General features: G+C 69.9%; 26 protein-coding genes and 5 pseudogenes. 13 read left to right on the top strand and 18 right to left on the bottom strand.

What is annotated here, in order from left to right; all coding sequences use genetic code 11:
• Positions 1 to 73 precede the first annotated feature (73 nt).
• Together AF1_RS17130 and AF1_RS17135 are read left to right on the top strand one after the other, a co-directional pair.
• Positions 74 to 1,654, top strand: a complete 1,581-nt coding sequence (locus AF1_RS17130; protein WP_067799666.1) for an IS1182 family transposase — start codon at positions 74 to 76, stop codon at positions 1,652 to 1,654.
• Positions 1,655 to 1,853: 199 nt separating this feature from the next.
• Positions 1,854 to 2,483 carry an LUD domain-containing protein gene (locus AF1_RS17135; RefSeq protein WP_067799669.1) on the top strand — a complete coding sequence of 210 codons (630 nt, stop codon included), beginning with the start codon at positions 1,854 to 1,856 and terminating at the stop codon, positions 2,481 to 2,483.
• Positions 2,484 to 2,852: 369 nt separating this feature from the next.
• Here the strand turns inward: AF1_RS17135 and AF1_RS17140 are convergent, their stop codons facing one another.
• Positions 2,853 to 3,587, bottom strand: a complete 735-nt coding sequence (locus AF1_RS17140) for a recombinase family protein (RefSeq protein WP_207394156.1) — start codon at positions 3,585 to 3,587, stop codon at positions 2,853 to 2,855.
• Positions 3,588 to 3,932: 345 nt separating this feature from the next.
• Here AF1_RS17140 and AF1_RS17145 point away from each other — a divergent pair, with 345 nt between their 5' ends.
• The 4 genes and pseudogenes from AF1_RS17145 to AF1_RS17160 all read left to right on the top strand — a co-directional run.
• Positions 3,933 to 4,748: a TrmH family RNA methyltransferase gene (locus AF1_RS17145; protein ID WP_242608966.1), complete on the top strand. Its 816-nt coding sequence runs from the start codon at positions 3,933 to 3,935 to the stop codon at positions 4,746 to 4,748.
• Positions 4,714 to 5,492 (top strand): annotated as a pseudogene (locus AF1_RS17150) (rRNA methyltransferase). The gene AF1_RS17145 and the pseudogene AF1_RS17150 overlap by 35 nt, the downstream one beginning before the upstream one ends.
• Before the next feature lie 209 nt (positions 5,493 to 5,701).
• The gene (locus AF1_RS17155) at positions 5,702 to 6,124 is read left to right on the top strand and encodes a hypothetical protein (RefSeq protein WP_067799671.1); all 423 of its coding nucleotides are present in this window, start codon (positions 5,702 to 5,704) and stop codon (positions 6,122 to 6,124) included.
• Positions 6,121 to 6,498, top strand: a pseudogene (locus tag AF1_RS17160) (epoxide hydrolase N-terminal domain-containing protein); the annotation flags it as partial. The gene AF1_RS17155 and the pseudogene AF1_RS17160, both read left to right, overlap by 4 nt.
• Here the strand turns inward: AF1_RS17160 and AF1_RS33385 are convergent.
• Positions 6,482 to 7,387 carry a recombinase family protein gene (locus AF1_RS33385; protein ID WP_306303168.1) on the bottom strand — a complete coding sequence of 302 codons (906 nt, stop codon included), beginning with the start codon at positions 7,385 to 7,387 and terminating at the stop codon, positions 6,482 to 6,484. The pseudogene AF1_RS17160 and the gene AF1_RS33385 sit on opposite strands and share 17 nt — an antisense overlap.
• Here AF1_RS33385 and AF1_RS17170 point away from each other — a divergent pair.
• Positions 7,334 to 7,702 (top strand): hypothetical protein, encoded by a 369-nt coding sequence (locus AF1_RS17170; RefSeq protein ID WP_067799680.1) that lies wholly within the window; start codon positions 7,334 to 7,336, stop codon positions 7,700 to 7,702. The two genes, AF1_RS33385 and AF1_RS17170, sit on opposite strands and share 54 nt — an antisense overlap.
• Positions 7,703 to 7,891: 189 nt before the next feature.
• On the opposite strand, the gene AF1_RS17175 is transcribed toward AF1_RS17170, so the two are convergent.
• The 3 genes from AF1_RS17175 to AF1_RS37050 all read right to left on the bottom strand — a co-directional run bounded on the left by AF1_RS17175 (position 7,892) and on the right by AF1_RS37050 (position 9,808).
• Positions 7,892 to 9,007, bottom strand: coding sequence for a DUF4158 domain-containing protein (locus AF1_RS17175; RefSeq protein WP_084263027.1), 1,116 nt, complete (start codon positions 9,005 to 9,007; stop codon positions 7,892 to 7,894).
• A gap of 100 nt (positions 9,008 to 9,107) precedes the next feature.
• Positions 9,108 to 9,668, bottom strand: a complete 561-nt coding sequence (locus tag AF1_RS17180) for an efflux MFS transporter permease (RefSeq protein ID WP_207394157.1) — start codon at positions 9,666 to 9,668, stop codon at positions 9,108 to 9,110.
• Positions 9,665 to 9,808 carry a hypothetical protein gene (locus tag AF1_RS37050; RefSeq protein ID WP_207394158.1) on the bottom strand — a complete coding sequence of 48 codons (144 nt, stop codon included), beginning with the start codon at positions 9,806 to 9,808 and terminating at the stop codon, positions 9,665 to 9,667. The genes AF1_RS17180 and AF1_RS37050 overlap by 4 nt, the downstream gene beginning before the upstream one ends.
• Before the next feature lie 10 nt (positions 9,809 to 9,818).
• Between AF1_RS37050 and AF1_RS35880 the strand changes: the two genes are divergently transcribed.
• A complete protein-coding gene (locus AF1_RS35880) occupies positions 9,819 to 10,058 on the top strand; it encodes a hypothetical protein (RefSeq protein WP_207394159.1) in 240 nt (79 codons plus the stop codon).
• Between the two features lie 786 nt (positions 10,059 to 10,844).
• Here AF1_RS35880 and AF1_RS17185 read toward each other — a convergent pair.
• The 5 genes from AF1_RS17185 to AF1_RS17205 all read right to left on the bottom strand — a co-directional run bounded on the left by AF1_RS17185 (position 10,845) and on the right by AF1_RS17205 (position 13,125).
• On the bottom strand, positions 10,845 to 11,285 hold the full coding sequence (locus tag AF1_RS17185) for a DUF6010 family protein (RefSeq protein ID WP_067799686.1): 441 nt from the start codon (positions 11,283 to 11,285) through the stop codon (positions 10,845 to 10,847).
• A complete protein-coding gene (locus AF1_RS17190; RefSeq protein ID WP_067799689.1) occupies positions 11,282 to 11,584 on the bottom strand; it encodes a hypothetical protein in 303 nt (100 codons plus the stop codon). The genes AF1_RS17185 and AF1_RS17190 overlap by 4 nt, the downstream gene beginning before the upstream one ends.
• The gene (locus AF1_RS17195) at positions 11,581 to 12,057 is read right to left on the bottom strand and encodes a hypothetical protein (protein ID WP_067799692.1); all 477 of its coding nucleotides are present in this window, start codon (positions 12,055 to 12,057) and stop codon (positions 11,581 to 11,583) included. The genes AF1_RS17190 and AF1_RS17195 overlap by 4 nt, the downstream gene beginning before the upstream one ends.
• Positions 12,054 to 12,371 carry a hypothetical protein gene (locus AF1_RS17200; RefSeq protein ID WP_067799695.1) on the bottom strand — a complete coding sequence of 106 codons (318 nt, stop codon included), beginning with the start codon at positions 12,369 to 12,371 and terminating at the stop codon, positions 12,054 to 12,056. Before AF1_RS17200 ends, AF1_RS17195 begins: the two co-directional genes overlap by 4 nt.
• Positions 12,372 to 12,435: 64 nt before the next feature.
• Positions 12,436 to 13,125: a DJ-1/PfpI family protein gene (locus AF1_RS17205; RefSeq protein WP_067799698.1), complete on the bottom strand. Its 690-nt coding sequence runs from the start codon at positions 13,123 to 13,125 to the stop codon at positions 12,436 to 12,438.
• A gap of 197 nt (positions 13,126 to 13,322) precedes the next feature.
• Between AF1_RS17205 and AF1_RS17210 the strand changes: the two genes are divergently transcribed.
• Positions 13,323 to 14,273, top strand: coding sequence for a GlxA family transcriptional regulator (locus AF1_RS17210; protein WP_067799701.1), 951 nt, complete (start codon positions 13,323 to 13,325; stop codon positions 14,271 to 14,273).
• A gap of 57 nt (positions 14,274 to 14,330) precedes the next feature.
• Here the strand turns inward: AF1_RS17210 and vph are convergent.
• The 3 genes and pseudogenes from vph to AF1_RS34465 form a co-directional block, all read right to left on the bottom strand.
• A pseudogene (gene vph / locus AF1_RS17215) lies at positions 14,331 to 15,194 on the bottom strand (viomycin phosphotransferase).
• A gap of 37 nt (positions 15,195 to 15,231) precedes the next feature.
• Positions 15,232 to 15,706, bottom strand: a pseudogene (locus AF1_RS33390) (helix-turn-helix domain-containing protein); the annotation flags it as partial.
• Between the two features lie 83 nt (positions 15,707 to 15,789).
• Positions 15,790 to 16,161, bottom strand: coding sequence for a hypothetical protein (locus tag AF1_RS34465; protein WP_157419215.1), 372 nt, complete (start codon positions 16,159 to 16,161; stop codon positions 15,790 to 15,792).
• Between AF1_RS34465 and AF1_RS36415 the strand changes: the two genes are divergently transcribed.
• Positions 16,160 to 16,294 carry a hypothetical protein gene (locus AF1_RS36415; protein WP_255218815.1) on the top strand — a complete coding sequence of 45 codons (135 nt, stop codon included), beginning with the start codon at positions 16,160 to 16,162 and terminating at the stop codon, positions 16,292 to 16,294. The genes AF1_RS34465 and AF1_RS36415 overlap by 2 nt on opposite strands.
• Before the next feature lie 90 nt (positions 16,295 to 16,384).
• Here the strand turns inward: AF1_RS36415 and AF1_RS17225 are convergent, their stop codons facing one another.
• Complete coding sequence (locus AF1_RS17225; RefSeq protein ID WP_067799705.1) at positions 16,385 to 17,395, bottom strand: aldo/keto reductase; 1,011 nt, start codon at positions 17,393 to 17,395, stop codon at positions 16,385 to 16,387.
• Between the two features lie 87 nt (positions 17,396 to 17,482).
• Between AF1_RS17225 and AF1_RS33395 the strand changes: the two genes are divergently transcribed.
• Positions 17,483 to 18,370 carry an AraC family transcriptional regulator gene (locus tag AF1_RS33395; RefSeq protein WP_084263028.1) on the top strand — a complete coding sequence of 296 codons (888 nt, stop codon included), beginning with the start codon at positions 17,483 to 17,485 and terminating at the stop codon, positions 18,368 to 18,370.
• Here the strand turns inward: AF1_RS33395 and AF1_RS17240 are convergent.
• Both AF1_RS17240 and AF1_RS35885 read right to left on the bottom strand, forming a co-directional pair.
• Positions 18,273 to 19,517, bottom strand: a complete 1,245-nt coding sequence (locus AF1_RS17240) for an AAA family ATPase (RefSeq protein WP_067799713.1) — start codon at positions 19,515 to 19,517, stop codon at positions 18,273 to 18,275. The two genes, AF1_RS33395 and AF1_RS17240, sit on opposite strands and share 98 nt — an antisense overlap.
• Positions 19,518 to 19,542: 25 nt before the next feature.
• The gene (locus tag AF1_RS35885; RefSeq protein WP_407642233.1) at positions 19,543 to 20,679 is read right to left on the bottom strand and encodes a hypothetical protein; all 1,137 of its coding nucleotides are present in this window, start codon (positions 20,677 to 20,679) and stop codon (positions 19,543 to 19,545) included.
• On the opposite strand from AF1_RS35885, the pseudogene AF1_RS37055 reads away from it, so the two are divergent.
• Together AF1_RS37055 and AF1_RS17250 are read left to right on the top strand one after the other, a co-directional pair.
• Positions 20,662 to 20,973, top strand: a pseudogene (locus tag AF1_RS37055) (PP2C family protein-serine/threonine phosphatase); the annotation flags it as partial. The gene AF1_RS35885 and the pseudogene AF1_RS37055 overlap by 18 nt on opposite strands.
• A gap of 166 nt (positions 20,974 to 21,139) precedes the next feature.
• Positions 21,140 to 21,457 (top strand): hypothetical protein, encoded by a 318-nt coding sequence (locus AF1_RS17250; protein WP_067799720.1) that lies wholly within the window; start codon positions 21,140 to 21,142, stop codon positions 21,455 to 21,457.
• A 250-nt stretch (positions 21,458 to 21,707) separates the two neighbouring features.
• Here the strand turns inward: AF1_RS17250 and AF1_RS36420 are convergent, their stop codons facing one another.
• Positions 21,708 to 22,157, bottom strand: a complete 450-nt coding sequence (locus AF1_RS36420; RefSeq protein WP_131732879.1) for a transposase family protein — start codon at positions 22,155 to 22,157, stop codon at positions 21,708 to 21,710.
• A 340-nt stretch (positions 22,158 to 22,497) separates the two neighbouring features.
• Complete coding sequence (locus AF1_RS34475) at positions 22,498 to 22,848, bottom strand: hypothetical protein (protein WP_131732880.1); 351 nt, start codon at positions 22,846 to 22,848, stop codon at positions 22,498 to 22,500.
• Between the last annotated feature and the right edge of the window lie 72 nt (positions 22,849 to 22,920).

The raw sequence follows: 22,920 nt of genomic DNA on the forward strand, positions 1-22,920 counted from the left end.
AGAAGACTGCTGAAGATCTTGGTGTTCTGGCCCCGCTGCGGATGCGGCGGGGCCAGTGTGTTGTGTTGTGGTGATGGGTGAATGGGCCGGGGAGACGGTCGGGCCGGATGTGTGGGTGACGTGCCGGGAGTTGATCCCGGCCGGGAGCGTGTTCGCGTTCCTGGCAGAGCACCGTGGCGTGTTGTTCCCGGTGGAGATGTTCGCGGACATGTATCCGTCGGCGAACGGGCGGCCCTCGATGCCGCCGCAGATCCTGGCCGCGGCGATCACTTTGCAGGCGCTGCACGGGCTGTCGGACTTTGAGACGGTGCAGGAGTTGCGGTGTGACCTGCGGTGGAAGGCCGCCTGCGGGCTGGGCCTGCACGACACCGCCTTCGATGCGTCGCTGCTGGCCTACTTCCGCCGCCGGCTGGCCCGCTCGGCCCGTCCGGACCGCGTGTTCGAGGCGGTCCGGCAGGTCGTCCAGGCGACCGGGGTGCTCAAGGGCCGGCAGCGGCGGGCGCTGGACTCCACAGTGCTGGACGACGCGGTCGCCACCCAGGACACCGTCACCCAGCTCATCGCCGCCGTCCGGGCGGTGATCCGCCATGTCCCCGGGGCGGCCGAGGTGGCCGCGACGGCGTGCACCGCGCACGACTGCACCGACCCGGGCAAGCCGCGCATCGCCTGGAACGACGAGCAGGCCCGCGCCGAGCTGGTGGACGCGCTGGTCGGTGATGCGCTGCGGCTGCTGGGGCACCTGCCCGAGCAGGAACTGGGCGAGGCGGCCGCGAACGCGGTGGGCCTGCTGGCCCTGGCCGCCGGGCAGGACGTCGAACCGGCAGGCGGGTCCGACGGCCGCGACGGACGCTGGCGCATCACCGACGGCACCGCCCCGGACCGGATGATCTCGACCGTCGACCCCGAAGCCAGACACGTGCACAAGACCCGCAGCCACCGCCAGGACGGCTTCAAGGCCCACCTGGCCGTCGAGCCCGAAACCGGCCTGTTCACCGCCGTGGCCCTGCGGCCGGGTGCCGGCGCCGCCCACCATGAGGCCGTCGTCGGCCTGGATCTGCTCTCCTGCGAGGACACCCCGGTGGAGGTGTTCGGCGACACCGCCCACTCCACCGGCGACGTCCGCCACGCCCTCACCGCCGCCGGGCACCGGCTGTTCATCAAGCCCGCCCCGCTGCGGCCCGCAGTCCCCGGCGGCTTCACCCTGGACGACTTCGCCATCGACACCAGCCAAGGCACCGTGACCTGCCCCGCCGGGCACACCGCACCCTTATCGGACCCCGGTGGACGGCACCACCAGCGCAAAGCCGTGTTCGGGAAGTTGTGCACCAGATGCCCCCTGCGCGAGCGATGCACCAACGCCAAGGCCGGCCGGATCCTGACCATCCGCCCCCACCACGACCTCCAGGCCGCCGCCCGCCGCCAGGCGGCAGGCGACCCGGCCTGGCAAACTGACTACCGCCGCTGGAGACCACCGGTCGAACGCGCCGTCGCCTGGCTCGTCCACCAAGGCAACCGCCGCATCCGCCACCGAGGCACCATCAAAGCCGACGCCTGGCTCCACACCCGAGCCGCCGCCCTCAACCTCCGCAGACTCATCAACCTCGGACTGACCCGAATCAACGGCACCTGGCGCCTGTCCCCAGCCACTCCATGATCACAGAAGGACTGTCCGGCCCACGGCCGGACAGTCCCTCACAAGATCTTCAGCAGTCTTCTAGAGGAGACGAGCACTCCGTCCAGCAGGCGGGAAGTTCGGGAGACGCCAGGACCCGCTTCTCCGTCCCCCGCGATCGCGCTTGGACGGCACCACCTGCTCGTTATGACCCGCTACACACGACCAGCCAGGAGGCACCATGACGACTTCGGTTCCAGCAACATCATTCACTGCCCCGGCGCCCGCGGAGACCCTGGAGCGGGTGGCCGCTGCGTTGAGGGAGAACAATTTCGCCGTCGAAATCCTCGATGACGCCGCTGCCGCGCGTACCCGCGTCGAAGACCTGGTTCCCGAGGGCGCCAGCGTGTTCACGGGGGCCAGCGAGACCCTCCGCCTGTCCGGCATCGATGAGGACCTCAACAGCAGCGGGCGATACGAGTCCGTCAAGGCACGCAGCGTGACCATGGACCGCGCCACCCAATTGGCCGAGATCTGGCGGATGCTCGCCTGCCCCGACGTCATTGTGGGCAGCGTCGCCGCGGTCACCGTGACCGGCTGCCTTGTGGCAGCCTCGGCCAGCGGAAGCCAACTGGCCGGCTACTCGGGCGCCGCGGCCCGCGTGATCTGGGTCGTCGGAGCGCAGAAGGTGGTGCCTGACCTGAGCACCGCGCTGCGCCGCATCGAAAACCACTGCCTCCCGCTGGAAAACGAGCGCGCCATGAAGGCCTACGGGGTGCCCAGTGCCCTCAACCGCATTCTCGTCCTCAACGCAGAACCCCACCCCGGGCGCGGCACCGTCCTGCTGCTCCGCGAAGCCATCGGATTCTGACACCACCAGGAGTCATCCAGCCGAGGCTGATCCAGATAGGAGGCTGGACGAGGCACCAACCTGAAGGCATCCGGCGCCGACCAACCACCTCGTACCACCTGCAACGCAGAACGGCTCGCCATCATGACCGGCCTCTACCGGCCTTGAGGAACATCGGTACAGCCGTTGACGCTGAGAACGATCATGGTCCGGCTGTGGCTGCTGGGAGGGCATTGACGCGGTTCCGGTATTCGCGGCGGGCCTTGCGTTGTGCCGGGATCGCCGGGGTGCCCTGGGCGCTGTCGAGGGGCTGGCAGTGTTCGAGGAGCTGGCGGTGGATCGCGGGTGCGGCGCTCACGCGCAGGGTGTAGCCCTGGCCGCGCCTTATGGTCACGCCGTGGTCGAGCGCGGCCCGCTCGGCGGGCTCCAGTTCGGCGCGCGGAAGAAGTCGGCGACCTTGCCGGGCATGTCGAGGGTGACCGGCAGTTGCGGGGCCGGGACGTCCTCGTTGTCGGCGGCGGTGTGTTCGGGCATGAGGTCGGCGACGGCCGTGCGGACGGCGCCCCGGCTGACGCCGTGCTCGCGGGCCAGGGCGGCGATGGATCGGCCGTTCAGGTAGGCGGTGCGGACGGCGGTGGTCTTGTCGGGCTTGATGGCCGGGCGGCGGCCACCCTTGCTGCCCTTGGCCTCGGCGGCCCGTAGCCCGTCGTAGGTCAGTTCGCGCTGGAGTTCGCCGGCGGCCGCGAGGGTCTGGACCATGAACTTCACCGTGGACAGCAGTTCTCCGGTGCGCGGGTGGCGGGCGGTGAGGTCCATCGCGGAGAACGCGCCGTCGTGGATGCGCAGGGCGAGACGGTCGCGGTGCAGGACGTCGAGCACGTCAAGGATGTGCTGGGTGCCGCGCACGAGACGGAACATCTCGGAGATGTGCACGATGTCGCCGGGCCGCGCGTACGTCAGCAGCTCGCCGAACTTCGGTCGCTGGAGCGGGTGGAGGCGGCTGGAGGTGCCGGCCTGCTCCTCGAAGGTGACCCGGTCCTCGATCCGGGCTTCGTCCAGGACGAGGTTCTGCCGGGCGGTCGACTGCTGGTCGGTCGAGACCCGCTTGTAGATCAGGTTCGCCACCGGGGGCCTTCCGTGCGGAGGAACGGGCCCCTATCTGTCGTCAAACCCTGTCATCAATCATCATCCGATTTGATTGGATCGGTGCCGTCCAGGCGCCCTGGTCACGCCCGGATCACTGGACGCGCGCGACGCCTGTCGCTAAACGTTCGTTGGTGACAGGCGCTGGCTTCCAGCGCGACCGGACAGCCCCGGATCATCACGGGCCGAAGACTTTTCTCAGGGTCGGCTCGGGGGAGTTGCGTGCTGTTTCGAGGAGGCACAACAGGAGGCTCTGACCTAGATCGTGTTGTGGGAAACTGGGCTGTTCGCCGGTAAACACGAAGATGGGGGCGTTCGGTGGGAGGCGTGCTGCGGGTTTCGCGGCCCAACGCGCAGTTCCAGCAGTGGGAGGCGCTGCTGCGAAACCGGAACAAGCGGCAGCGGGCGGGAGAGTTCTTGGTGCAGGGCGTTCGGCCGATCAGCCTGGCGGTGGAGCGTGGCTGGCCGGTGCGGGCGCTGATCTATGACGCCGAGCGGCCGTTGTCGCGGTGGGCGGCCGGGATGCTGGAGCGGGCGGGGGCCGAGCGGGTGGCGATGGCGCCCGAGCTGCTGGGCCAGCTGAGCGGTAAGGAGCAGGAGGTTCCCGAGCTGGTGGCGGTGGTGGCGCTGCCGGCCGACGACCTGTCCCGGATCACGGTGGGGTCGTCGTTTGTGGGGGTGGTGTTCGACCGGCCGGCCGGGCCCGGCAACATTGGCACGATGGTGCGTTCGGTCGACGCGTTCGGCGGCGGGGGGCTGATCGTCACCGGGCACGCCGCTGATCCGTACGATCCCAAGGCGGTGCGCGCCTCCACCGGGTCACTGCTGGCGGTGCCGGTGGTCCGCGTCCGCTCGCACCGCGAGGTGCTGGAGTGGGTGCACCGGCAGCGGGCGGCCGGTCAGCGGCTGACCGTGGTCGGTACCGACGAGAACGGCGCCGCCGACATCGCCGAGGTGGACCTGACCGGCCCCACGCTGCTGGTGATCGGGAGCGAGGCTGCGGGGCTGAGCGCGGGCTGGCGGGAGGGCTGCGACACGATGGCGCGGATCCCGATCGGTGGTGCGGCCAGCTCGCTGAACGCCGCCAGCGCCGCCACCGTCGCGTTGTATGAGGCCGCCCGCCAGCGCGCCCGCCGGTCCTAGGGGGAGGCCGGTGGCCTACCGTTACGCGCTGGTCCGGGAGAATTACGAGGATCTGGCCAGCGGCGGGGGGCTGCGTTCGGCGCCCGGGTTCCCCGCCTTCCCGGTGCGGCTGGCCAGTGAGATGTTTCAGCGTGCCCTGGCGCTGCACGGGGAGCCTGCAGCCCTGCTGTGGGACCGTGCTGCGGCAGCGGTTACCTGCTGACCGTGCTGGCATTGCTGCACCCCCGCCAGATCACCACCGTGCTGGGCACCGACATCGAGCCCGCCGCGCTGCATCTGGCCGAACAGAACCTGGCCCTGGCGGGCCGGGAAGGCCTGATCGCCCGGGCCGCCGATCTGGACGCGCACGCCGAACGCTTCGACAAGCCTTCCTACACCGCGGCGGCCCGGCGGCTCGCGCGCGGACTGGCGACCGGGCAGAGCGATGTTACGCATGCCGTGCACCGGGCCGATGTATTCGATCCCGACCAGCTTCGCCGGGCGCTGGATGGCCGCCGTCCCGGCGTGATGATCACCGGCGTTCCGTACGGCGGGCAGACCGCCTGGCACGGCCCCGACGGTGCGTCTGGGGCCGCGGGCATGCTGCGCGCCTTGAGGGTGGTGCTGCCCGAGAACGCCGTGATCGCTGTCGCGGTCCGCGGCCACCGGCAGCGACCGGACGACGGGCTGCGAGCGCAGACGACGTTCCGAATTGGCACCAGAACCGTCGCCCTGTTTCGCGCCCGGCCCGCCCCAGCCCACTGACCACCTGGCCCGCCGGACGGCATCGTCATCTTGAGTCAAGATCGGCGAGGGCGTTGCCCGCGTCGGATGCTGGTGAGCCGGCCCTTGGGTGATGGACGGTTGTCAGCCCTGGTCGGCGGTGTTCTTCCGAACGCGTGCCTCGGGCGCGAGCAGCACCTCTTCTGTCAAGGGAGCTTGACGTCAAGATGATCTGACGAGAGACTCGGGGCATGTCGACTCCCGACGACCTTGAACGTCATTTCACGCTGCTGACCGCGGTCGCCCGCTACGAGGCGTTGAGGACGCGCGATGCGCTCGCGGCACCGGACGACCACGACGACGGCGAGACCGACGCGGTGCCACTGACACGCGCCGAGACCCTGGAGATGCTCGCGCTTGGCGAGGTGATCGCGCGGAAGGCCGGCTACGGCCGCCAGTTGTCCGTCCGCTCCGCACGCCGGGTCGGAGCATCGTGGGCCCAGATCGGCGCCGCGCTGGGCACCAGCAAGCAGGCGGCCTGGGAGACCCATAACCGGTGGATCGACGAGCAGGCCAGGCAACAGGACGCCCCGGGGCATTGGGGCTGGGACGACACCGACGTCGCGGCTGCGCGAGCTCTGGCGGGCGAACCGAACGACAAGGAGGAGATATGACCGCGCAAGCGCAAACGCTGATCCGGCCCTTCGAGCTCAATATCCCTCAAGCGGCCCTAGACGACCTGGCCGCGCGCCTCGACGCCACCCGATGGCCCGACGAGACCCCCGTCCCGGGCTGGGCGCAGGGCGTTCCGCTGGCATATCTGAAGGAACTGGCCGCCTACTGGCGCACCGTCTACGACTGGCGCGAGCACGAAGCCGACCTGAACCGGTTTCCTCAGTTCATCACCACGATCGACGGTACCGACATCCACTTCCTGCACATCCGTTCCCCCGAGCCGGACGCGATGCCGCTGCTGATCACCCACGGCTGGCCAGGGTCCATCATCGAATTCCTCGACATCATCGGCCCCCTCACCAACCCCCGCTCGCAGGCCCTCCATTCGGGTCGGTGCGACGAGCCCCAAAGTAGCGCTGTGTGACCGTGGTGACTTTTCGTGGTGCCGGGTGTGCTCCTGCGGCGGCGGGGTGTTCGGGCTTGATGCGGGACTGATGCTGGTGAGCTCGGTGGCTGTGGTCAGTCGGTGGGGGTGTCCTCGGCCGCTGCCTTGAGGATCTTGTGGACAACGCCGACGGAGACCTTGACGCCGGCGGCGATGGTGCGGATGGATTCCCGCGCCGGTGGCGGTCGAGGATCGCGGCGCGTTTGTCGTCGTCGACGACGGGGCGGCGTCCGCCGACCTTGCCTTGGCGGCGGGCGGCTTCCAGGCCGTCTTTGGTCTTCTTGACGATGTCGCGGCGCCGGTCTCCGGCGAGCGCGAGGGCCAGGTCAAGGATGAAGGAGCGCTCGGTGTGCTCTCCGGCTCCGATGCCTTCCAGGACCTTGACGCCGATGCCCTGCTGGAAGAGGTCGTTGAGGACGATGAGTCCTTCCAGGAGGTTGCAGCCGAGCCGGTCGACTTCTTGGACGGTGAGGAGGTCGGGCCGGTCGGCGGTGGCGAGTTTGCCGCTGGTCTTCTCCTCGAAGACCTTCCAAACGTCTCGATCAAGGTATCTGAACGGTAGCGGGGCGCGGGTGATGATGAACGGGAAAATGAACGCCTGAACACCGCACCCCGCCCAACCGCGGAGCACGGCCACCCGGGCGACCGCGGCCGCGGGTGCGGTGTCCGGGACGCGGAGGGGGACCGGTGTCCCTGTCGTGCCTGGTCGGGACTGCCTTAGCGTGGGCGGCGTTCGCGACGTGCAGGAGGGGAGCGCGCTGGGGTGAGAAATCTGCGCTGGCCCGGCAGGGCCGAGGTCGACGATGATCCGGAGCACGTCCTCAGGGACTTCGTCGAGTACGCGCTGTCGTGGCCCGCGGTGCTCGACCGGCGGCCCGGGGAGCTCGTGGCGGAGTGGTTCGCGCCGGACGGGCACGGGATGATCGTGCCTGACCTGTTCGTCGCGTACCGGGCGCACACCGCCGACGACCTCCCGACGGACAAACCGGACGCCGCGGACCCTACGGCAGGGGAGATCTGGGTGCTCATGCGCCTGCGGTTCCGCGACGAGCGTGAGGAGTCCGAGGTCATCACCGGGGACGAGATGCGCCACCTCCTCGCCCAGGGACTCGCCGCCCGCGGCATGCGCTGACCGTCACCCGAAGGCCAAGCAGGCCCAAGCGGAGGCCGAAGACCCCTGGTGACGCCGTTCGGTCCAGGGCTCCTATGACTACGGCGAGCCGCGTCCCCTCCCGGCTGGAACTCGGGGCTGCACCGGGCAACGGCCTGACCGTCACCTCGTCGCCGGCTGCGCCGCATGATCGGTTCGGTGAAGGGCTGGTCATGCGGCGGGCGGGAGGTCGGCGAGGTGGTTGTTCATGTCGAGTTCGAAGCGGCCGTACAGGTTGAGGTGGGTCCAGAACAGGGCGGACAGGCCGCGCCGGTCGGCGTCGGTGAGGCGTTTTCGCCAGGCTTCCTCGCGCAGGACGATCTGGATCAGGTGGGTGTTGAGGTAGGCGATGCTCGCTGCGATGAGGTGCAGGGCGAGGGCGGAGACCTCGACGTGTTCGCGGTCGTCGCCGGTCAACTCGGTCCTGCGCATCCAGCACAACGCCACCAGCAGTGTCAGCCGCACCGGCTCGGGCGCCGCAGCGAAGTCCGACGGGTACATGCGCATCGCCCGCGCCCGCCACCCCTCCACGACCTTCTCCGTCACCCCGTCGAACAACCCTTCGCCCAACCCGAGCGCCTCGACCCGCTCCAGCTTCACGATCTCCGCCAGCAGCGTCTCCAACTGGATCGGCCCCCGGTCCTCCTTCAGCTCCTGCAGAAAACTCCGCATCCCGCCCGGCTCCCCGCCCGCATCCGGGTCAGGGTCGGCCACCGCGATCAGCTCGCCCAGCCGCGCCGCCGCCGGACCCAGCCGGCCAGCGGTCCTGGCCGTGAAGTCCCGCTCGAACATCGACTCCGCCGCTCCCAGCAGCCGCTCCACCTGCCCCGGCGTCGGCGTCGGCGGCACGATCTTCTCCGCACGGCACCTGGTCAGCAGCGCCGCCCGCAACCGGTCCCGCGACATCTCCTTCGGGCACATCTGCTCGGCCAGCCAGAAGACCAGCTTGTCCTCATCGGCCACCGTCGCCGTCCGGAAGCCGTAGAACTCCCGCACCTGCCTGCGGTGATACTCGGTCGTGCTGCCCGACCACCGGTAGCCGGCGAACGCCGCCGCCTCCACACCCACCTGCCCCGCCACATACTCCACCGCCGCCCGCGGCACATCCTCACGCCGCGGGAACCGGCGCTCCAACTCGAAGAACTCCAGCAGCAGCGCGAACCCCAACCGCGTCGCCCCGCTCTTGTTCGCCAGCAGCTCCACCTCAGCCTCATCCATCGTCCAGCACTCGATCAGGTCTTCCGGCTTCCACTCACGCCGCACCGCAGGCCCTTCCTCCCGAATCACCCCAAAGATCCAAGAGAAAGTTGATCCGTAACCAATCCACTACCCGGCGGTATCGCCCACCCATGACAGTTGCGTGCCGATCCAGAAACATCACACAGCGCTACTTTGGGGCTCGTCGCACCGACCCGCGTGGAGGGCCGTGTTGGTGATGGGCGGGTTGACGGTGCCTAGGAAGATGCTGAATAGCAGATAGGTCGCGAGCACGGCCGACAGCGGGGTGGCCGGTCCGAGCCAGAGCGACGCGGCGCCGCCCATGGCCAGTGCGGTGCCGGAGACCAGCAGCGGGAGCTTGGGACCGCGCGCCGACCAGTCCGCCGGTGCGCGGGGAGAACACCACGACCAGGAGCCCGACCGGGAGCAGGCACAGTCCGGTCATCAGCGCGGATATACCGCGTACGTCCTGCAGGTACTGGGTGGAGACGAACAGGAACGCGCTGAATCCGCACAAGGCGAAGAGCGCCATCAGGATCGCTGCACTGAACGGCACGCTGCGAAATAGGCGCAACTCCAGCAGCAGGTCAGCGCGGCGCGGTTCGTAGCCGAGGATACCGAGCACGCCGAGCACGGCGATGGCGAGCAGGCCGAGGATGACCGGTGAACTCCAGCCCAGCCCTTTGGACTCGATGATCGCGTAGACGACGCTGCCGAGCACCAGGATCACCAAAGTTTGGCCCACTGGGTCGAACCGGCGCGCCCCGGGGCGCGGGACTCGGGCACGAACAGCGCGGTGCCCACGATCGCGGCGGCCGCGATCGGCACGTTGATCCAGAAGACGAAGCGCCAGCCCCAGCCGTCGACCAAGGCGCCGCCGATGATCGGACCCAGCGCCAGCTACAGGCCGAACATCGAGCCGAACACGCCGATGACCCTGGCCCGCTCAACCGGGTCCGGGAACGTGTTGGCGGTGATCGCCAAGCTCGCTGAGGTACAGGAGAACCTCAGACTCATCGATCACAAGATCGACGTCTACCGAGGCCGGCTCGCCGCAGGCGACACCGACCGGCTATGGGCGCCGGGTGACCGGCGGGTTCCCGCTGAGCGCTCCTCTTAACAGAACAGGCCAACAGACCGCCGCCTTGGGCTCGCGTGCCTCACGGTTCCCGCTACTCTTCTTTGCGGCTGGCGTTCGGGTCACGCAGGTCACGGAGCCTTCCGCCCAGGTCGGGACAGTGGAAGGGGGAGAAGCCGTAGAAGTTGATGTGCTCGAACGCCAAGGGGCTGAGGCGGGCGCGGATCTCGGAGCTGACCGACGCGTCCGCCAGCGCTCCGGCCCCCGGCTGACCTGTGCCTCAGCACTTACCAGTAATTCTGGGCTGAATAGGCCCGGGCCCCGTGACCAGTGCCGGTTTCAAGAATCCGCCCGCGCCCGAGGCGGCGCGGCACGGTTATCCGGCCCCGCCGACGCGCCTCGCGCCGGACTTATCCCCGGCTGCCCGGACCGAGATCGGCCCGGCGACCGGGCCGCGCGTACGGCCCGTGACCTGCGCGGACCGCCTCAGATGGCGGCTGGTGGGAGCTCCCTTACCAACGGGCCGATGACGTCAGCGGTGGGGCGCGGAGGGCTGTGCCGACACCTGGTCACGCGTTCCTCGCTGACGGCGCCAGCGACCGGAGCAGGGCTTGAACGAGGCGCGCCAGGTTCTGCGCGCGTCGCGCGGCCGACTTGGGGGCGGCGGTCCGGGCCAGGGGATGCTGACGGACTACTGAAGTAAGCCGGCCTGACCCGGCGACGCTAGCCGGGCACCCACTCCAGGGTGCTCAAGGACTTCACCCAGGCGTGCGTCTATACCCGCGACTACCGCGCCCTCATCGACCGTCCGACGCTGGCTCCGTCTGGTCAGGACGGGCCGGAGGCGTGATCGTGCGCGTGGTCTGCTGTCCGGCTGAGGCTGAACCAGCGGCGGACGACCGCGATCAGGGAAGGTCCTCCGCGGAAGCACCACAGGGCGATGACCGGATCGCAGATGACGCATCCCAGGGACGAGTCGTGGAAGAACGGCAGGATCGGGTTGCCCTTGAGGTGGTGGGCCATGTCCCATGCGGTGTGGAGGAGCCAGCCGATGCCGATGAAGGTCCAGGAGTCCAGGCCGCGGTAGGCGACGTAGGCCATGAGCGCGACGAACGGGAGTTCCCACGGGCCGAATCCGCCCCCGCTCAGGTAGGCGGCTCCGGCTCCGCCCACCATGATCGCGTTGAAGCGGCGTCGGTGCGGTTCTTTGATCAGGGACATCAGCAGGCAGTAGATGATGCCGACGATCACCGGTGACACAAGGTTCATGAGGGGATGACTTCTTCCGTCTGGGTGCGGGCCGAAGCGCCGCGGTCGAGCTGTCGCAGCGCGAGCAGCCCGCCGACGCCCGGAACGAGGGCCAGGATCTTGGCGGCGGCCGGGGCCTGCCGGAGGCGCCAGGTCGCGATCACGACGAACAGGTAAGCGCAGCCGTGGGTGGGGCCCATCAAGGACGAGATGGGCTTGAGGTGGACGGTGAACACGTTGGCCAGCATCACGATCAGGGAGATCAGCTCGGCGTGAGCCGCGATGCGCAGGTGGCGCGGAGACCGGAGGTGCATGGTCATGCTCCCGTGGTGGAGCCGGGGCGGATGATCATCAGTACGGTGACGGTGGCCCAGAGCAGGTTGAAGATGCCGGTGAGCATGGCGAGGCGGCCTGGCATCAAGGGGGTTGGCGCCGGCGACGGCGAGGTGGAACCTGTCGTCTCGGCCACGGCGCGGTCCTGGGCGGGCAGGATCAGAAGTGCCAGTACGCCGGTGGCCGTCGCGGTTAGCAGGATCGAGGTGATCAGCCAGGCGTCACCGAGGACGCCGAGACTGCTGGCCGTGGCGAAGCCGAAGAGAGGAACCGCGATGCCGATGCCCGCGTAAACCCGGCAGATGCGGTGCAGCGTCCGCAGGGTAGTGCGGGCATCGCTGTCGCAGGGGTCGCCGAGGGCGCGGCGCAGTGTCGCGGGGAACATGCTCGCGGCGACGGTGACCGGGCCGACGGCGATGATGACTGCCAGGACGTGCAGGGACAGAAGGAGCTTGGTCACGCCTGGTGCTCCGGGGCGGTCTGGCGCTCGCCGGTGACCTTCGAGGACGGGAGGCGGCCGGCCTTGGAGGTGCCTTGGAGGGTATCGCCGTCGGCCGTCACGTCGAATGCCAGGTTCAGCCGCATGGGCTTGGTGATGGCCTGCTTCCAGGTGAGCCGGTCGCCGCCGAGGGCGACGTCGGTGAGTGGTATGTCCTCGCCGGCTCCGTGGGCGACGCCGGTCAGGGTGCCGTCCTGCTCACGGAGTTCGACCACGGCCTTGATCTTGCCGATGGGGGTGGAGATGGACAGGTTCCAGGTGCCTTCGAAGGACATGCTGATGTTCTTCCCGACTGTGCAAGGGGGATGGTGAGCGGCTGATCGGCGAAGGGCCGAGTGCTCAGAGGGTGGTGGGCGTCGGGCCCTGGGCGCGCCAGACGGTGCCGCGCCGCTCGTGGGCGAAGAGTTCTTCGACGGCGTGCGCGACGCGGGGGCCCACCTCGCGCTCCAGCAGATACAGGCCCAGATCGAGCCCTGAGGTGACGCCGGCGCCGGTGATCAAGTCGCCGTCGTCCACGATGCGGGCGTGGACCGCGTGGGCGCCGGTGGCGTCCAGCATGTCGAGGCCCATGTGGTGGGTGGTGGCGTGACGTCCCTCGAGCAGGCCGGCCATGGCCAAGACCAGCGAGCCGCCGCAGACGGTGGCGACCGTGATGTCCGGGTCGTCCATCGCCTGCTTGAGGAGCGCGGGCAGCTCGGTGGTCAGCGTGCGGCCCAGCAACACCGGGATGAACTCGTCCTGCTTCCACTCGCCGGCGCCCACTTCTTCTTCCGGGCCCTCGCCGGGTTCGCCCACGCGGCCGGAGGCGCCGGGCACCAGAAGCACGTCGGCGCGCTCCAGGTCGAGGACGCCTGCGGCGCGCAGCGCCAGTCCTCCGGTGCCGCTGACCACCTCGCGAGGCCCCTCCGCGGTGACCAGCTCGACGGTCACCGCGCCGTCCGACGCCGAGCCGCCGGCGTACAGCACCTCATAGGGGGCGATGACATCGAGCGGGTCGAAGCCATCGAACAGGACGACCTGGATGTGCATGGATGATTCCCTCGGGATCGATTTCCATCGGGCACTCCGAAGTCAACAAGCTGTCGCCGCAATCGCCCAGTGGCACTAATGACAGGTTTCAACGGGATAATGCCAAGTCCTTCTTGGAGGGCTTGAGCTGCGATGATATGGAGCTTCCGGGGTATCGGCCTGGGCCACTCAATCCGATGGGGAGGTAAGTTCCGGCCATGCATACCGTTGCCGTTCTCGCGCTGGATCAGGTGATCCCGTTCGACCTGTCCACCCCGATCGAGGTCTTCTCCCGGACCCGCCTGCCCGACGGGCGCCCCGGCTACCAGGTCCGGGTCTGCGCCGAGCACGACGAGATCGACGCCGGAGCCTTCACCCTGCGCACCTCCTGGAGCCTGGGGGGCCTCCAGGACGCGGACACGATCATCGTGCCGGGCGTCACTGCCCCCACTGCCGCGCTCTCACCCGCCGTACGCAACGCGCTTCGGTCCGCCGCTGCCAACGGCACCCGGATCGCCTCCATCTGCACAGGCACCTTCCCCCTGGCCGCCACCGGGCTCCTCGACGGGCTGCGCGTCACGACCCACTGGCGCGCGGCCGGGCTTCTGGCCGCCACCCACCCCGACATCGACGTCGACCCCGACGTCCTCTACGTCGACAACGGCCAGTTCCTCACCTCGGCCGGCGCCGCCGCGGGCATGGACCTGTGCCTGCACATGATCCGCCGTGACTACGGCTCGGCCGTCGCCGCCGATGCCGCCCGCCTGTCGGTGATGCCTCTCGAACGGGAGGGCGGACAAGCGCAGTTCATCGTCCACGACCATGCCCCTACACCGCAGGGCGCCGAACTGGAGGCGCTGCTCGCCTGGCTACAGGAAGACCTGGCCCGCGACCTCACCCTCGCCGACATCGCCGAGCGGGCCGGGACCAGCACCCGAACCCTGATCCGGCGTTTCCGCGACCAGACCGGCACCACCCCGCTCCAATGGCTCCACCGAGCCCGCATCCGCCAGGCACAGCACCTCCTCGAAACCACGGAGCACTCCGTCGAACGCATCGGCAGCCAGGTCGGCTTCGGCTCGCCCACCACCTTCCGAGACCGCTTCAAACGCACCACCGGCGTCAGCCCGCAGACCTACCGACGCACGTTTAGTACTGTGACCGCGTAGGTTCGTCGGGTTGCTGTTGATATGAAGTGCTCGATGTGGCCTGTGTGCTGGTGTGCCTCAGCGGTAGTCGGCCAGGCCGTCCGCGAGTTCTTCTTCGTCGCCGTCGCGGATTGCGTAGAGGGCTTGCTGCAGGGCGAATGTGCTGCGGATCGCGGCGATGCGGGTAAGGAGTCCGGGGTTTGACCAGCCGCCCAGGGCGAGCACCCGCTCCAGGAGTTCACGGCCGTGGCTGGCGCCGATGGCAGCGAGGTCCTCGGCCGGGTCGCTGAGCGTGACATCGTCCCAGTCGAGTACTCCGGCGAGACGCGGCAGGCCGTGCGTCCATTCCCACAGGACGTTTTCGGCACCGAGGTCGCCATGCACCATTGCTGGGGTGATGTAGGGAAGGCTGTCGAGTGCCGCGAGTTCCCGCTCGGCCCGTAGGCGCCCACTGTTGGACATGAGCGGGAACAGCTCCGCGCGCACGTTCTCTGCGAACCGCCGCCACCGGCCTTTTGTTGCGTGAGGGAGAACTGCTCATGCCATTTCGTCGGTGCCGGCACGGGCCAGGCCGGACAGCAGCGTAGTGTACTGCGCCGCCACGGTGTCGGCCACTTGGGCATCGTTGAGTGCGTCGGCGGCCAGCGGCTCCCCGGGAATGCGGCTGAGTACCAGGAACGGTGCCTCGTCGGTGCCGTGGGCGCCGCCCCGCAGCAGCGGCTCGGGTGTGCGGAAGCCGAGGTCGAGCCCGGCGAGTGCGTGTAGTGCGGCCACCCGATCGGGCAGCCGGGCGGCCGCTGCCCGGGTGCGAGGCAGGCACACGACGCGGTCTGAGCCAATGACCACGATGTGGAATTGCCCCTGACGTACTGCCAGGTCGTCTGGTTTGTCGGCGGGCAGCAGACGGCTCAGCAGAGCGCGATGCGTCGTAGGGATGTTCACGAGTGTGACCTGTGGATCCTTGGATGGGTCGGACGCGACGTGCACGAAGTGCTGTCAGGCCGCGTCGGCGAGGGGGCGTCCGCCCCGGCCAATGCCCTGAGGCTTCGCGGCCGCTGCGGATGATGCGCCCTGGGGACGCGGCGCAGGTAGGCGGCGAGTTCGCGGATCGGCCAGCGGGTGAAAGGGCTGACCGAGTGTGGTCGGGCGGGTGGTGGCCGTTTGGATGACGAAGTCTTCGTCGACGGGGGTGAGCAGGCGGGGACGCCCTCCCGCCCATTGAGGGTCCAGGCAAGCCAGGCCGATCTCGTTGAACCGGTGGATCACCTCCCGCACCGTGTCCTCGCCGGGGCGGACCAACTGGGCGATCACCGGTACGCGGTTTCCGCCGCGGATGCCGACAGCATCATCGCCCGCCGACAGCGCACCGAGCTGGTGCCTCCCCGGCGCACGATCTGCTGCGGTTTCTGCCCGTCCCGGTCGGTCAGTCTGCGCACCCGCACAGGCCCGGCCACCACACCTCCAGCGATCGGAACGGACGTCACCGCCCATCCAACCGCTCCCACTACCGACCCGGCGAACCTATTCGGTCACAGCATTAGCTGACCCGGCAACTCGGAGCGATCGTGGTCTGGTCGACACGAGGATGCTGATGCGGTTCTCGGTGGGCAGGCATGGCGCGTCTCCGCGACAGGAAGGCGGCCCAAAGGCCGAACACCGGGAACTGGTCGGCATACTGCGCGAACTGCCCCGGCGGCTTCGACGACCAGCTGCCAGCCCGGCGCTGGAACGCGTGACCATGAGCGCAGATCCCGAGCCGGAAGGGAGCCTTCAAAATTATTTCGGTTAAGACCAGATCGGCGCGCTCGGCCTCGTCCTCAATTGCACCACCCTCTGGACCACCGTCTACCTCGACGCCGCCGTCCGTCGGCTGACGGCCCAGGGCTATCCGGTGCGGGAGGAGGGACATGGCCCGGCTGTCGCCGTTCGTCCACTCCCACCTGGGCGTCCACGGCATCTGCACCTTCGCCCTGCCCGATCTGGCCCCCGGCGCGATCCGCGACCTGCGCGATCCCGACGCTGCCGAGGACGACGACATCTGACCGTCCGCGGCGCGCTGGGTTCTTCGCGTTGGAGCCGGCCCCGCTCTGTGGCCGCAGGGTTCGGGAGCGTGGGTGAGGCTCGTGCGCTGGTTACTGCCAGGTGGGCATCATGGCGTCGGAGTAGCGGGAGCCAGCCGCTCCGTGCGGAAGGATCTCCTGGATGCGGGCGAGGTCCTGGGGTGTGAGGGCGACCTGCGCGGCGGCGATGTTCTGTTCCAGGCGGTGCGGGCTGCGGGTGCCGGGGATGGGCACGACGTCGTCGCCTTGGGCGAGCAGCCAGGCTAGGGCCAGCTGTGTGACCGTGATGCCCTTGCCCTCGGCCAGGGCGGTCAGCGCACGGACCGCGGCGACGTTCTTCTCGTAGTTGCCGGGCTGCCAGCGGTCGTCCTGGCCGCGCATGTCGTCGGCGGGGTATTCGGCGGCCGGCTTGACGGCGCCGGTGAGGAACCCGCGGCCCAGCGGCGAGTAGGGCACGAAGCCGATGCCCAGCTCCCGGACCACCGGCAGGACGTCGGCCTCCACGGCCCGCTCGAACACCGAGTACTCGGTCTGCAGCACCGAGACCGGGTGGACGGCGTGGGCACGCCGGATGGTGTCGGGGCCGGCCTCGCTCAGCCCGAAGTAACGCACCTTGCCTTCGGCGATCAGCTCCCCGACCGTGCCGGCCACGTCCTCGATGGGGACGTTTGGGTCAACGCGGTGCTGGTAGAGCACGTCGATGTGGTCGGTGCCCAGGTGGCGGAGGCTGGCGTCGGTGACCTCGCGAATGTGCTCGGGACGGCTGTCCAGGGCGATGGCGATCTGGGACGGGTCGCGGAAGTCGTAGCCGAACTTGGTGGCGAGCAGGACGTCGTTGCGGAAGTCCTTCACGGCGCGGCCGAGGAGCTGCTCGTTGCTGCCGGTGCCCAGGCCGTACAGCTCGGCGGTGTCGAAGAGGGTGACGCCGAGCTCGTAGGCGCGGCGGATCGTGGCGATGCTGCTCTGCTCGTCCGGCGCTCCGTAGCCGATGGTCATGCCCATCGTGCCCAGGCCGATCGCGCCGGCCGCCAGGCCCTGACCGCCCAGAGCCCGACGGGGAAGGTTCGCGGTGTGTTGTTCCATGCTCTCAACGTTAGGTGTGGGGGACCTGGGGGTCATGGGGCAACAGCCACATAGAATTGCCTGATCCTCTCAGAGAAGAGGCACGCCATGCTTGATCGCCTCACTGCGGCCATCGACCGGCACTGCGTGGGACCGGGCTCGGACACCGCCATCCCACGGCTGTCCCTGGTCGCGGTCGACGAACCCACCGAACCCACCGGCCAGCTGTACGAGCCCATGATCTGCTTCGTCGCCGACGGCGCGAAACGCACCACCGCAGGAGACCTCAGCGAAGTCGCCCACGCCGGCGAGATGCTCCTCACCACGATCGACCTGCCCGTCACCGCCGCCCTGGAGAAGGTCCCCTACCGATCCGCCGTCATGCGACTCGACGACCAGGCACTCGCCGACCTGATCATCGAACTCGACGAGACCGGCCCGGCCGCCCCGCCGTCCGCCACAGGACAGGTCAAGGCCCCGATGGCACCGGAACTCCTCGACGCGATCACCCGCTGGGTCGAACTCCTCGACGCCCCCGCCGACATCCGCCCACTCGCCCCCCGGATCGAGGCCGAGATCCACTACCGGCTGCTGCGCAGCCCCTTCGGCACCGTCCTGCGCCAAGGGGCGCTGGCCGACTCGACCACCAGCCGCATGCGGCAGGTCACCCGGTGGATCTGCGAGCGCTACGACCAACCGCTCAGCATCGACGCGATCGCCGCCGTCGCCCACATGAGCCCCGCCAGCCTGCACCGCCACTTCAAAGCGACAACAGGCATGAGCCCGCTCAAATACCAGAAACACCTCAGGCTCCAGGAAGCCCGACGCCGCCTGGCCGCCGGCGACGCCACCGTCACCCAGATCGCCCAAGCAGTCGGATACACCAGCCCCACCCAGTTCAACCGCGAATACCGCAGCACCTACGGCCTCCCACCCGGACAGGACGCAACCCGCCTCCGCACCCCACCCACCCGCACCACCACCCGGCGGCCATGAACCCTCGCCCCAGGCGCCAGGACCGGGTGAGGGGCAGGGTGACGTCGGCGGGCCAGTCCGCCAAGGCGTCCTCGGCGCCCCGGAAACCGTAGATCGACTGAAAGGTGTCGCCCACGACGATCGTCTGGGTGGGCTGGTCCTGGACGAGCCGGCGCAGCACTGCGTTGATGTCCTGTGCCTCGTCGAAGAAGATCAGGCCGGCGTCGATCCGGGGCTGCGACAGCGCCCACAGCTTCAGGTGGTCGTCGTGGTCGAACAGGACGGCGCGCGGCCGGTCGCCCTCCAGCAGGTGGGCGTTGGAGGGGTCGGCGATGTCGTCCCATATCTGCCGGGCCGTGTCCAGGACGGCCCGGTCGGTACCGGGGAACGCCGTCAGCGCGTCGGGCAGATGCGCCTCGGTGATCTGGAGGTCGGCGGACTCGCGGAATGTCCGCACCACCGCCATGGCGAGTTGCGCGCGGACGGACGGCGCAAGTTCCTGGGGTTCACCGTCGTGGTCGCGATATGCCACCGCTTCAAGTTTCAGCAGGTCGGCGATGTCGCCGGGATGCCGGACGCCCCTGCCGATCCGCGTGGTCTTGCCGGCGTGGGCGCCGGTGCGCAGGCTCCGCAGTGCCAGGGCGTGCGCGGTCAACGAGGTGACGTTCGGCCCGAACGTCTCCCGGGCCTCCTTGGCGATCGAGGCGTTGAACGCGATGTAGACGATGCGCGTCTGGGGCGAGGCCTCGGCGACCCGCCGGGCGACCATGTTCAGGGTGGAGGTCTTGCCGGTGCCGGCAAGGGCCTGGACGGCGACGTCGAGCTTCTGGGTGACCGCGGCGTCGATGATGGCCTGCTGCTGCGCGGTCGGCGGATGGGAGCGCTTCGGTTCGCCGGTGTCCGGGGCGGACTCGGCGCGGTCCAGTTCGGCGACCACCTCGCGGACGGCCCGTACCGCTGCGCCCCTCCCGCCCGCCGGCCCGGTGTACTCCCACAGCTCACGCACCCGCCGCCAGCGGAAGCCGTTGCCCCTCAGCACTTCTCTGAGCCGGACGTCCTCGAACCTGGTGCCCCTCACCGTGGGGCGTGCGGGGGAGTCATCGATCCGGATCCGGGCGGCCCAGGGTCCGGCGGCAGGCCCGGGGGCCGCGGACTGCTGTTCGGGCATCTGGTCTCCATCACCGGCTTGGGCATCAGCGTCGTGGGCAGGGGCGGGCGGTGTGTCCGTGGACGTGGGAGCGGCCGGCTCGGCCGTTTCCCCGGCCGTCCGGCATCGGCCGGTCGGCGGCCGGCGGGGCTGTTTTCAGTTCCGTGCCGGGTGCCGGCCGGGCGGCCTCGGGGGCTTTCCGGGCCGCTGAAGACTCGTCCGCGTCACTGGCCCGGGTGTCCAGGGCGTCCTGTTCCCGCTGGATGGCGGCGCGGGCTCTGGACCACACGGGGTCGTCGGGGTAGAGGTGCTCCCCTTCGCCGATCAGCTGCAGCGCCCGGTCGGTTTCCCCGGCCTTCCACGCCTGGTGCGCCCGGCCGGAGATCCGCGCGGCGTCGTCCCTGCGGGTCTTCCGTACGGCCTGGATGCGTTCGCGGCGCCTGTCGTGGAAGACGGCGATGCCGTTGCGGTCGCCGTCGGCGAGCTCAGGATGCAGCCGCGCCCAGCTCTCCGCCCAGTCCCATTCCTCTGGTGTCACCGGTGAGTCTCCGGGCGCGAGGGTGCTGTCGATGCCTTCCACGGCGTACCGGGCGGGGTCGCCTGCGCCGGCGTGGAACATGGCGGGTGCCAGCAGCGTCATGGCCTCGATCAGCTCGGCGCGCCGCTCGGGGGTCATGCCCGGCGGCATGGCGGGTTCACCCTGGGGTGGGCCGTCAGAGGTGTCCGGCGGGGCCTCGGCGGGGGGCTGCGCCTCTGGCACTGCGGGCTCGGCCGGTGCGGGCGCGGACGGGTCGCGTCCCTGCCGGGCGTGCAGATCGGGAGAGTCGTCTGGGGCGTCTGCCGCGGAGGGCGATGCGCCCTGGTCGGCGCGGTGCTCTGTGTCCTTCGGCGGCGCGGACGGGGCGTCGGGGGCCGGGGTGGCGGCGGTGGTCGCCGCCTCTGGTGCGGTGGGGGAGTCTGGTTCGCTGAGAAGCCGTTGCTGCCTCCGTTCGTCGGCCACCCCCTCTCGGAGGCGGGCCGCGGTGGCGCGGGCAGTGGCCAGCTCGTCGGGGACCTCGTCGTCGCCGTAGGTCTCCGCGCGGTCGCCGGACCTGGCCGGGTGCTGGAGGTGCAGGGCCTGTACACGCGGTCGATCGAGGGAGCACTGGGCACCACCGCCGCCTGCGTGCTGATCGACCCCCACACGGGCCACCTGACCTACAGCAGCGTCGGCCACCTGCCGCCCGTGCTGGCCCATCCCGGCGGCAGCATCGACCTGCTGGACCAGGCCACCGACCCGCCGCTGGGAGCCCGCCCCTACCACGTCCCCCGCCCCCAGGCCAGCCGCCCCTACACCCCTGGCGACACCCTCATCCTCTACACCGACGGGCTCGTCGAACGCCGCGGCGAGGACATCGAGAACGGCCTGGCGCACCTGACCGATGCCCTGGCCGCCGACGCCCGGCGACTCGACCAGCCCCAACTGGCCGACACCCTGCTGGACCGCCTCGGCGTCTCCGCCGGCGGCCGCGACGACGTCTGCCTGCTCATCACCCGCCTGGGACCGGCCACCCGACCCGGCCATCAGCCGTTCCCACCTCGGCAGTGGCATCCTGCCGTGCCCTTGCAGGACCGGGCCGCATCACCGGAACTAGGGTCGCGGTATGCGCCAGATGCCGTCGTCCGACATGGTCAGCCTGATCTCCTTCCTCGCCGTTCTGCTGATCTTCTTCAGCATCGATGTGCGTTCGAGGGCCTCGGCGTCCTCAAAACCGTGGCATGCCCACCTCTTCGAATGGGCCTCCCGGATCGGCGGGATCGCCACCGCCCTGGCGCTGGCCCTGGGATGGGCGGACCTGTTCCTCCCGGACCAAAGCAGCCCGATCCATGTGGCGTTCGTGGCCGCCCCGGGATCAGTGGGAGTGCTGTGCGCCATCGCGCTGGGTCTGGAAATGCTCTGGCAGCGATGGGAGGCACCGTAGCCGGACACATCAACCTCGGGGCCGGTCATCGACCCGGTGACCGCCTGGCGAGACCGGACCGCGCTGCTGAACGTGCGCGGCGTCACCGCCGGGCGCTGCTGCGCTCGGTTGACCGGCACGGCCGCATCGGCGAACGCATCACCGGCGACGGCATCAACCGCGCGATCCGCCGCCTGGCGGCCGCGGCCCAGGTGCCCGGCACCGAGACCTACACCACCCACTCCCTGCGCGCCGCCAGCGCCACCGTCGCCTACGCTGCCGGAGTCCCGGTCTCGGTCATCGCTCGACACGGCCGCTGGGCCCCGCCTCCCCGGTACTGCTGGGTTGCATCCGCGCCGTCGTGGACCTTGCCGGGCAACGCTCCCGAGGTCCACAGGGTCGTCCCGTCCGGTCCAGCGATCACCTGCACGTTCATCCCGTGCACCCGATGCCTGCGGGAGTAGTACGGGCGGTCCGCCCGGACCCTGTCGGCGTGGACGAGCGTGCCGTCCAGCGTCAGATGGGTCAGGCCGTCCTTACGGGCCTTCCGCAGCGCCTGCGCAAGGCTGGGTGAGCAGGCCGACAGCAGCATCACCGTCTCCTCCACATGCCTCCAGGCCGTTGCCGCCGACACCCCGAAACCCGCGCTGATCTCGGTGGACGTCTCGTCCTTGCGCAGATAGGCCAGGACCACAAGCGCCTGCTGACCAGGGTTGAGCAACCGCCACCTCGACCTGATCGCCTTACGCCGCCGGCGGACCAGCCCGGCGACGTAGTTCAGCGTTGAACGCGACAAATCGAGGGCGGCACATAGAACAATAATCGTTTCTTTGTTCCACGCCGGTGAGTTGGGCCATGCGCTGGAGTCCAAGCTCGCCGCCGCCACCAAGCGCCGCTGAACTGGGAGGCCGAGGCGCTGTTGCAGGCGGCCGAGCACGACATGCGCGAAATGCTGCTGGACGAAATCAGGGCGACGCACCCCACGCTGTGGGGAGATCTTTCAGGCGGAAGCGGGCCGGTTCAGGTCGCCCGCCGCGTCCCCAGTTCACGCTGGTGGCGCCCTACACCGGCGACCGTGAGGTGTTCCTGCTGCGCGGATCCAGCGGGAGATCCCGGCGCGGGCGGCCCAGCGGCGCGCGGGCCTGCTGGCCGCCCGCCGGCTCCAGGCCGGCACGGGTACCCGATGCACCGCCGTGTCGTTGATCAACCCGGTGCGGTACTGCGGCAGGTCGGACAGGAAGATCCAGGGAGGGGACCAGCAGGCACCGGTCACCGGTCACGGGACGAGCCGGTTGCAGCGGACCTTGGCCGGCACCGGGGTACATCATCACCAGCAGCCCGGCCACCTTCACCGAGTCGAGGGCGTCGTCCAGGCCGGGGATCGCGCGTCCGGTCGGCAGCCCCGCCGCCATGGCCGCACCGATCCACACCGGCAGCCGGCGCTCGCCACCGCGCCCCGGGCGCCGGCGGGCGCGGTCTGCAGA

It is taken from the genome of Actinomadura formosensis NBRC 14204, from assembly GCF_001552155.1.
Classification (GTDB): domain Bacteria; phylum Actinomycetota; class Actinomycetes; order Streptosporangiales; family Streptosporangiaceae; genus Spirillospora; species Spirillospora formosensis.

Excerpts from the sequence above, each read along its gene's own strand:
- AF1_RS17130 (WP_067799666.1), top strand. The coding sequence starts at position 74 with ATGGGTGAATGGGCCGGGGAGACGGTCGGGCCGGATGTGTGGGTGACG.
- AF1_RS35880 (WP_207394159.1), top strand. The coding sequence starts at position 9,819 with ATGATCGGACCCAGCGCCAGCTACAGGCCGAACATCGAGCCGAACACG.
- AF1_RS17135 (WP_067799669.1), top strand. The coding sequence starts at position 1,854 with ATGACGACTTCGGTTCCAGCAACATCATTCACTGCCCCGGCGCCCGCG.
- AF1_RS17210 (WP_067799701.1), top strand. The coding sequence starts at position 13,323 with ATGCATACCGTTGCCGTTCTCGCGCTGGATCAGGTGATCCCGTTCGAC.
- AF1_RS17250 (WP_067799720.1), top strand. The coding sequence starts at position 21,140 with ATGCGCCAGATGCCGTCGTCCGACATGGTCAGCCTGATCTCCTTCCTC.
- AF1_RS17200 (WP_067799695.1), bottom strand. The coding sequence starts at position 12,371 with ATGTCCTTCGAAGGCACCTGGAACCTGTCCATCTCCACCCCCATCGGC.
- AF1_RS17190 (WP_067799689.1), bottom strand. The coding sequence starts at position 11,584 with ATGACCATGCACCTCCGGTCTCCGCGCCACCTGCGCATCGCGGCTCAC.
- AF1_RS17155 (WP_067799671.1), top strand. The coding sequence starts at position 5,702 with ATGTCGACTCCCGACGACCTTGAACGTCATTTCACGCTGCTGACCGCG.
- AF1_RS17205 (WP_067799698.1), bottom strand. The coding sequence starts at position 13,125 with ATGCACATCCAGGTCGTCCTGTTCGATGGCTTCGACCCGCTCGATGTC.
- AF1_RS34475 (WP_131732880.1), bottom strand. The coding sequence starts at position 22,848 with ATGGCGGCGGGGCTGCCGACCGGACGCGCGATCCCCGGCCTGGACGAC.
- AF1_RS17185 (WP_067799686.1), bottom strand. The coding sequence starts at position 11,285 with ATGAACCTTGTGTCACCGGTGATCGTCGGCATCATCTACTGCCTGCTG.
- AF1_RS17240 (WP_067799713.1), bottom strand. The coding sequence starts at position 19,517 with ATGCCCGAACAGCAGTCCGCGGCCCCCGGGCCTGCCGCCGGACCCTGG.
- AF1_RS33395 (WP_084263028.1), top strand. The coding sequence starts at position 17,483 with ATGCTTGATCGCCTCACTGCGGCCATCGACCGGCACTGCGTGGGACCG.
- AF1_RS34465 (WP_157419215.1), bottom strand. The coding sequence starts at position 16,161 with ATGTCCCTCCTCCCGCACCGGATAGCCCTGGGCCGTCAGCCGACGGAC.
- AF1_RS17225 (WP_067799705.1), bottom strand. The coding sequence starts at position 17,395 with ATGGAACAACACACCGCGAACCTTCCCCGTCGGGCTCTGGGCGGTCAG.
- AF1_RS36415 (WP_255218815.1), top strand. The coding sequence starts at position 16,160 with ATGGCCCGGCTGTCGCCGTTCGTCCACTCCCACCTGGGCGTCCACGGC.